This window comes from Paenibacillus sp. TSM33 (assembly GCF_056099025.1).
Genome location: NZ_JBLZXB010000012.1, coordinates 59955 through 69705, shown reverse-complemented (window position 1 = coordinate 69705; position 9751 = coordinate 59955). Strand labels below are relative to the sequence as shown.

Annotated in this window: 1 protein-coding gene; it reads right to left on the bottom strand. The window is 51.5% G+C overall.

The genetic code is table 11. The features are described from left to right. The coding region (locus tag ACN6NF_RS11190; protein WP_474317694.1) for an amino acid adenylation domain-containing protein at positions 1 to 9712 on the bottom strand (9712 nt) is incomplete at its 3' end. Between the last annotated feature and the right edge of the window lie 39 nt (positions 9713 to 9751).

Genomic DNA, 9751 nt, shown 5'->3' with positions numbered 1-9751 from the left:
GCAGGTCTTCATAGTACAACTCTCCGCTGCGATGGCGGAAAACGACCTGCACAGGCTCATCCTTCCAGGTGTTGATAACGTTCGTCCGCAATGCCTCATGACGCTGTACGAGCAGATCCAAGCTCTTACCGAAAGTAACCACATCGAAGCGTCCATTCAACTCAAAGGATGCCTGCTCAAAATAAGCCGCCGAATTCTCATCCATCAGGCTGAAAAAGAGCATCCCCTTTTGCATCGGTGTCAAAGCATATACATTTTCCAGCTCGCCCAGATCTCGCGTATCTTCCACCAATTGCTCCAGTTCGTCTAGCGTTACCTGTTTTAACAGGACATCACTTGGGGTCAGCACGGTTCTCTCTTGGGTGACACAATGATGAATGACTTCACGCAAGCCGGATGCCAGCAGTTCTCCCAGCCGTGCAATCGTTTCATGACGGAACTGCGTTGTACCGTAGCGAATCGTGAACACCAACTCGCCATCTTCGATTAATCCGTTGATATCCAGCGTAAAATCCATAGCCGCGTTCGTGCTAACAGGCACACCAATGGAATAGGATGAAGGCTGTAGATCGTTGCCTTTATAATCCTGATCGAATTGGCCCAAATAGTTAAAACTGATCTCAGGCTGAGTCTCTAACTGCACGCCTGCTTTCTCCAGCGCATTTAGATCCGACAGGTAGCGTAAAATACCATAGCCGATGCCTTTTTGCGGAATATGACGCAGCCCTTCCTTGGTCCGCTTGATCAGGCCAGCGGTATGTCCCCCTTGTCCCAGACTTCCATCCAGTACAACCGGGAACTGGCTCGTAAACCAGCCGACCGTGCGCGTAATATCCACATCCGGTACAATGGCTTCCCGTCCATGACCCTCCAGATTGACCAGCACCCGTTCGGAACCAGACCAGTCATAGACGGCTTTTCCGAGTGCGGCTAGCAACAGGTCATTCATTTCCGTGTTGTACGCGCGATGAGCTTGTTTAAGCAGCTGCTCGGTTTCCTGCTTCGTCCAGCGGACCGTGACCACCTCACTGTCTCCCAGCCGTGCATTGTCATTTGCAAAATCCTTCGGCAAAGGCTTCGCGAGGCTTGCTTCTGCTTGTTCGATATGCTGCCAGTAAGCCAGCTCTTGCTCCATCGTCATACTGTTGGCATAGGCTGACAGTTGTTTGGCCCATACCTGGAACGAATCTGTTTTATGCGGCAGCCGAATAGCTGTGCCGGTTTGACCTGCAACAGCCTGCTCATAACCGGATGCCAAATCCTCCAGCAAAATACGCCAGGATACACCGTCCACAACCAAATGGTGAATGACGATTAATAAATGGTCGCCCTCCGCGCACTGGAACAGACCGAGCTTCACCAGCGGACCCTTGCTCAAATGAATACTGGCTTGAATTTCACTCGCCTTAGCTTCAACAGCGGTGGATTCGTCTTCGACTCCGCCAAAATCTACAACATCCAGCGTGTATAGCTCGCCTTCCTCTACGCTGCGGTTCCAAGCAACATAACCCTGCTCCGTCTCACGGAATACCGTGCGCAGTGCGTCATGATGCTGGACCATACGGTCCATCGTACGGCGTAGCGCGTCAACATCAAAGCGCCCAGCTCGGTACAGCATCATCGCTTGGTTGCTGTGGTGCAGATCAGCCGGCTGCTGCTCGAAGAACCAGCGCTGAATAGGTGTCAGTTCCACCTGGCCTACGACCTCTTCCTGACTGGCCAACTTGCCATCTGTAAGAAGCAACGGACTGAGTGCCGCTACCGTCGGATAGCTGAAGAGATCCTTCATGTTCAATCGATACCCTGCTTGCAGCAAGCGGGACGATACTTGTAAGGCCTTGATCGAATCGCCGCCCAGCTCAAAGAAGTTATCCTCCGTGCCTACGGTTTCGACACCCAGCACTCCGGCCCATACCGCAGCTAATACCTGTTCTACCGTAGTTCGCGGTGCCACATAGGCTGCTTCGGTATGGATACTGCCTTCTGGTTCTGGCAAGGCCTTCCGGTCGATTTTGCCATTGCTGGTCAGCGGGATGGCCTCCAGTCGCATCAGGCGTGCAGGCACCATGTGCGCTGGGAGTCCTGCTTCCAGTGCGGCCTCTACTTCCTCGATCCGCAGCTCGGTTTCTCCCGTGAGGTATCCGCACAAATACTTGTGCCCACGCTCGTCCGTCCGGTCGATGACTACGGCTTGACGCACACCCGGTATCCGCTGGATCGCGGTTTCAATCTCGCCCAGCTCGATCCGGTAGCCCCGGATTTTGACCTGGTAGTCCATCCGGCCGATAAAGTCTACATTGCCGTCCGGCATCCACCGCGCCAAATCGCCGGTGCGATACAGTCGTTCACCCGGTACATATGGATTCGCTACGAATTTCTCGGCCGTTAGTTCCGCACGGTTCAGGTATCCCCGTGCGACCCCGAGCCCCCCGATGCACAGCTCGCCCAGTACACCGATCGGCACTGGATTCAGCTGGCTGTCCACGATATAGAAGCGTGCGTTCAGCCATGCCTGACCAATCGGCACATTCCCGCTGCTTGGCAGCTTCGACAGCTCTTCGTCGTAGAAGCTGGAGTCAATCGCCGCTTCCGTGACGCCGTAGCTGTTGATGATGCGGATGTCTGCGCCAAACCGTTCTTGCAGCACTCGGTAGTCCGTCACGCTACAGCTATCTGAGCTGGTGATCAGCAGCTCCAGACTGCTCATGTCCAGTCCGTGTTCATGCACATGCTGCATAAACGGTACGATCAAGGCTGGTGTGGATTCGAACACGGTAATTTGATAATCGCGAATCCATCCGTACAGACGGCTTGGATCAATCCGGTCGTCTTTCGGGCAGATGACCATTGTTCCACCATTATAAAGCGCCCGTGCAATATCCCCGACGAACACGTCGAAGGAGAAGCTGGCCAGTTGCAGCAACCGTACCGGGAACTGGTTCAGACGGTAATCCCGGCGATACGCCGCAGCTGTATTCACCAAGCTGCGATGCTCGATCATGACGCCCTTCGGCCGTCCGGTTGTACCGGACGTGTAGATTACATACGCCAGATCCTGCGGTTCATTGATCGGTTCAACATCCGTGACATCCCCGGTGTACAGCGATTCATCGTCTAGCGCCAATACAGTATGCAAACGCAGCCCTGTTACCGGTTCGGATGCTACTTTGATGTCAGACTTCGAATCTGATTTCAAGCTTATGCCATCATTCAGGCGATTTCTTTCCATCGTCTCAGCGCCAGCCGCTGTTTCCAGTTCGCCCTCAGTCTGCCCTCCAGCCAAGACCTGTCGGCTTTCCTCCAGCCAACCCTGTGCACGCTCTTGCAAGCCGATTTGCGTCAGCAGCACTGTCGCCCCGCTGTCCTCCAGCATGAACCGAATACGTTCGGACGGATAATCCGCATCCAGTGGTACATATGCACCTCCGGCTTTCCACACCGCCAATACGCCGACCAGCATGTCCACCGAGCGCTCGCTTAAAATACCGACAATCGACTCGCGTCCAATGCCCTCATTCCGCAATCTACGCGCCATTTGGTTTCCACGCTCGTTCAGCTCGCGGTACGTCAGCTGCCGCTCCTCGTATATCACTGCCACATGATCCGGCACAAGCTGTGCTTGCTCTTCCACATAGGCGTGGAACAGCGTTGCTGCTTCCTTCGCACTATCAGTCCATGCTGCTACGCCCACGGAACCAAAACCATCAATAATTTTCGTTTTTTCCGCAACAGTCACCAATTCAAGCTCATCAACCAGCGCATCTGGTCTGTGAATCGCTTCTTCAATCATATGCAGCAAATGCTCACGGATTTGCTCTACAGCTGTGCGTTCCAACACTCGCGCGTTGTACTCCAAATGGACATGGATTTCATCGCCTGGCACCACCGTAATGTTGAAATCATAGTTTGTTTGCTCTGACATGGAAGCATTGGTAATCGTAAAGCCATTCGTCCCGCGACTACCCATCTGCTCCATGCGCTGTTCCACGGGGTAGTTTTCAAACACGATAATATGGTTCACCAGGTCCTGCTTCTGCTCGGTCAGGGCCTGAATGTCATACAACGGATAGGTTTCATAGGCACGGGAAGCCAGTGCCTGTTCCTGGAGCTGCTTCATCAGCCCAGCAAACGTCATCTCTTTCTCACTATGAACTCGTACAGGAACCGTATTAATGAACAACCCAATCATTTTGTCGATGCCCGGAATATCCGCTGATCTGCCGGATACGACACTGCCAAATACCACATCCCGGCTGTTGTTATACCGCTGCAGCACAACGCCCCACGCTGCTTGCAGGAGGGTGTTGACCGTCACTTGCTTTTGCTTAACCAGCTTGTTCATCCGCTCCGTCACTTCACGGCCCAGTGTAAATGAAAGCTTGTCCGCTTCATATGCTTTAGCGTGACCGTCCAGCTGTTGGACCTGCGGCAATACGGTCTGCTGCTCAAAGCCCGCAAAATAATCACGCCAGAACCGTTCTGCCTCCGCGTTGTCCTGCCGATCCAGCCATTCAATATATTCGCTGTATGGCGTTACTGGGACAAGCTCCGGCTTGCGGTCTTCGAGGATGGCAAAGTACGTATGAAATGCTTCCCCAACAACCAGGAACAAGCACCAGCCGTCCATCAAAATATGATGGAAGCTCCATACAAAACGGTATGACTCCTCACCTGTGCGTAAAATAGACACCCGCATCAGCTCACCTGAACTGAAATGAAAGCCTTCGGCTTTATCGCGCTCAGCAAAATCAGCAATGTATGCGGCCTGCTCTTCTTGTCCCATTGGACGTATATCCTCAAAACGGAATCCAGCCGCTTTATGGCGGTACACTACCTGTAAAGGCTGTTCATTCCAGCCGCTATAAAAATTCGTTCTGAAAATTTGATGGCGCTCCACCAACTGATTGAGGCTCTCTGCAAAAGCCTCTACTTGAAAGCGGCCTTGCAGATCAAATGTCGCCTGCTCAAAGTACGCCCCGGATTGCGGCTCCATGAAGCCGTGGAACAGGATGCCTTTTTGCATCGGCGTTAACGAATAAATGTTTTCCAGTTCCCCGACAGCAGCCGTCTGCTCTACAATATGATCCAGCTCTCCGGCCGTCAGTCCTTGGAAGGACAAGTCGCTTGGGGTCAGCTCCGGCAGCTCTTTGGCCACACAGTGAGCCAACACCTCACGCAAGCTCTCCTGCAGCAAATCCGCCAGCTTTTTAATTGATTTTTTCATAAACATTTTGTTGCTGTAGCTGATCGTCAGTTGCAGGGCACCGTCCGTGATCATGCCGTTGATATCCAGAGCGTACCGCTTGGTCAACGTGTCACTCATGGAAGCTCCGACGGAATAAGGAGACATACGGAATGCATTCTGCTTCAAATCCTGATCGAATTGGCCGAGATAGTTAAAGCTGATTTCCGGCTCGACCACAAAAGTGGCTTCTTCTGCCCTGTCAGCAAGATATCTCAAAATCCCGTATCCAATCCCTTTATGCGGCAGACGGCGTAGCCCTTCCTTGACGTTCTTGACACGCTGTCCCACATTCCGGTCCTCGCCCATATCCAGGACCACCGGGAATTGGCAGGTAAACCAACCGATCGTGCGCGTAATATCCATATCCGGCAAAATGGCTTCCCGTCCGTGACCCTCCAGATTGACAAGCACCTGATTAATGCCTGCCCACTCCTGAACGGCCGTGCCCAGAGCGGTGAGCAGCAGGTCGTTTGCTTCTGTATTGTAGGCCCGATGGGCTTGTTTCAGGAATTGTTCCGTTTCTTCGACCGTCCACGCTACGGTCAGGGTCCGATCATCGCGAAGCTGTGGTTTGGCCTGAGACTTACGAGTGTAATCCTTAGGCAATGCCTCTTGTGCAGCACCAGCTCGCTCCACCTGCTCCCAATACGCCCGTTCCTTCTCCAACGCAGTGCTGTTCGCATAAGCTGACAGCCGGTTCGCCCACAGACGGAAGGAATCCGTTTTATTCGGCAAGCGGACAGACTCGCCCCGTAAAGCCTGCTCATAGCCGGATGCCAAATCCTCCAGCAAAATACGCCAAGACACGCCGTCGACCACCAAATGGTGGAGCGCCACCAACAAATGGTCTCCATCAGTGCAACGGAACAGACCCAGCTTCACCAATGGGCCTTCATCTAGACGAATGCTACTTTGAATTTCGCTAGCTTTGTTCTCCAGCAAATGAGTAAAGTCAGACTCCTGTGTAAAATCCACCACTTCAAGGCTATACAACTCTCCTTCTTGCACGCCACGGTTCCATGCTTCATAACCACCGTCTGCATTCTGGCGGAATACGATACGCAAAGCATCATGATGCTCGACAATCCGTTGCAATGTTTGATGAAGTGCCTTTTCGTCCAAACGATCCTCACGGTGCAACATCAGTGCCTGGTTGTAGTGCTCAGGCTTTGAAGGCTGCTGTTCAATAAACCAGTGCTGAATCGGTGTCAATGCCACGTTCCCTTTGACTTCTCCTTGATCGGAAACGCGCGTCACCCGCCGCACCCGTCCATTCAACTCAGCAATCGTTGGATACTGGAACAGCTCCCTGATTTCCAGCTTGTAACCATTTTGCAGCAATCTCGAAGACACCTGGATGGCCTTAATCGAGTCGCCGCCCAAATGGAAGAAGTTATCCAGTACACCAATCTGTTCGATACCCAATACAGATTGCCATACCGATACCAGCGTCCGCTCTACCTCATTACGGGCTGCTACATAATCCTCACCGGAATCCACGCTTCCCTCCGGCTGCGGCAACGCCCGCCGATCCACTTTGCCATTGGGTGTCAACGGCAATTGCTCCAACTGCACAAAATACGACGGCACCATGTAACCCGGCAATTCCTGGCTCAGAGCGCTTCGCAGCTCACTTGCTGTAATATCCGCAAGGGTGACCACATATGCGCAAAGCTGCTTTTGTCCTTGCTCATCCTCACGTGCAATGACGACGGCTTCTTGCACCGTCTCCAGCTTCAACAGCTGTGATTCCACCTCGCCCAGCTCAATCCGGTAGCCACGGATTTTCACCTGTGCGTCGATCCGTCCTTTGTATTCCAGCGTCCCGTCCTCATTCCAGCGAACCAAATCGCCTGTACGGTAGCAGCGCTCACCGCTGCGGAACGGACAGTCTATAAACTTTTCAGCCGTTAAATCAGGACGATTCCGGTAGCCACGTGCCACCCCGTCGCCGCCGACGATCAGCTCACCCCATGCCCCCACAGGCTGAAGCTGCATGGAACGGTCTACGACATACGCTGTGGAGTTGTGAATCGGACGCCCGATCGGCACCGCTTCTGATTGCACACTAGCAATCGCATAAGTTGTAGAAAAAGTTGTATTTTCCGTCGGGCCATAGCCGTTGATAATCCGTAGGGACGGATGAGCCTCCAGCACCCGGTTAATGTGCGGTACGGATAACACATCACCGCCGACCAACAGTTCTTGTACTCCCTCGAACAATTCCAGATCCTGCTGGGATAGCTGGTTAAAGAGCGGCGCAGTCAGCCACATTGTTGTAATACCATGGCTGCGGACAGCTTCCTTGAGCTTCGGAGCGTCCAAAATAACATCCTGGCTTACCAGTACAAGCTGTCCTCCATTCAGCAGCGCACCCCAAATTTCGAAGGTAGACGCGTCAAAGACAACGGCGCCAGTCTGCAAAATGCGCGTGTCAGCACCCAATTGCGCATAATTTGTATTTTTCACCAAGCGCACGACATTGCGATGCTCTACCATAACTCCTTTAGGCTGTCCGGTCGTACCCGAAGTGTACATAAGATAGGCAAGTCGATTACCAAATGGATGTGCACCAGCAGTACTCTCTACGACAGACGAAGAAGATTCCTTTAAAATGTCATTTTTCAGATTTGAATAATGGGTAAAATCTTCATAACTAGCTTCGTTTTGTTCCCCATGTATGTTATTTAAGCCTTGGTTTTTCTCTGTCCCGTACACAGCGGCATCGCTCAGATCCAGCACGATTCCGGTGTAATCCTCCGGTTGCTGTTCCGCATGCTGCACCAGCAGTAACTCCGCTCCCGAATCTTCCAACAGGTAGCGCACACGTTCTGCCGGATAATCCGGGTCAATCGGCACATACGCGCCGCCCGCTTTGAGAATCGCCAGCATTCCAACGATCATATCTGCGGAACGCTCAGCAACGATACCTACAGTTCGCTCAGCGGTAACGCCGTACTCGCGCAGCGTGTGAGCCAGTCGATTGGCCGTTACATTCAATTCGCCATAAGTTAAATGGGCGTTGCTAGACACAACTGCTGTCTGATTCGGTATACGTGCCGCCTGTTCCTCAAACAGCTCATGAATGCCTGCTTCGTGTGGATATTCCACTGCTGTAGCATTGAATACGTCGACGATTTCCGTACGTTCTTCCTCACTGATCAGCGACAATTCCTCTATCCGCTTGTGTGGGCCCTGTACCATATGCTCCGCCACACTCAAAAATTGTCGAATAATTCGAGCAATTTCCTGCTCACTAAACAGCTCGGTACGATAATCCAGGTATAATACGAGTCTATCGTCATCCAGCATTTCTACCATGTGAATATCGAAGTCATTCACTGTATCTCCGCAGAAATCGTTATCCACCTGCTGAATCGCCTCATCAAAACGGGAGAAGCTCAAGGTACGGTACTGAATAGATGCTCCAAATAGACGCTGGATGTCCAGACTGCTTTGCTGTTCGCGTAAATCTTGAATAATTTTGTTGTACGGGTAACGCTGATGCCGCAAAATGGACGCCTGCTCCTTCCCTACACCCTGCAAGAAGGCCAGCAGTTCGGATTCCGGTTCGACCAACAGACGCGTAGCCACGGTGCTGACGAACATGCCGATGGTATCCTTTTCTTTCTTAGACGTACGGTTGGCATAGAGAGTCCCTACGGTTAAGTCCTGCTCACCCGTCACTTTATGCAAATAAATATACAGAGCCGCCAGAAAGAACGTGAAAATACTAATTTTATGTTCCTCGCAAAAAGCCGTAACACCACGATACAATTCATGCTTCAGTATAAAACTCTCCCGGCGTGCAGCTGTGCTCAGTGTCAGCGGGTTATATGATTTTAAGCCTGTCGTCTCTGGCAAATCAGCAAACTTTTCCGTCCAATACGTCTTGTCCTTTTGATAGCGATCAGATTGCTCATATCTTTGCTCTACCTGAATAAACTCTAGATAAGAATTGCCTTTAGTCGGTGCATCCTGACCTGTACCATGCACAATATCCATATAATGTCCAGTGATTTTATTAATGGCCTGATTCATGGACACGCCGTCCGAAATAATATGATGCATTTTAAAATTGAACCAGGTTTCTTCTACCCCTAGCTGTAAAATAACAAATCGGTACAGCTGCGAATCCAACAATGAGAACGGTTGTGGATTATGGCTCTTTAACCATTCATTCGCTTCTTCCAGGGTTACTTGAAGCGTTTCAATATTTTCCGCTATAAACGGCTCTACATATTGATATGGGATTCCATCCTGGGCAGTGATTTTGATACGGAAAGAATCGTTTTGGGCAATCACTCGGTTCATTGCTTGCTGCAATGCATCTATACGAACAGTTCCTCTGATTTTTACAGTACCGATAATGGTTGAAGTGTTCCGATGAGGATACAAAAGCTCCGTATACCAAATACGTTGCTGTGGCTGGCTTAAGGAAAACAATTGAACATCTTGCTGTGTCATCCATCTCTCTCCTCGCAAAATAATATTTGGTAAAAAGAA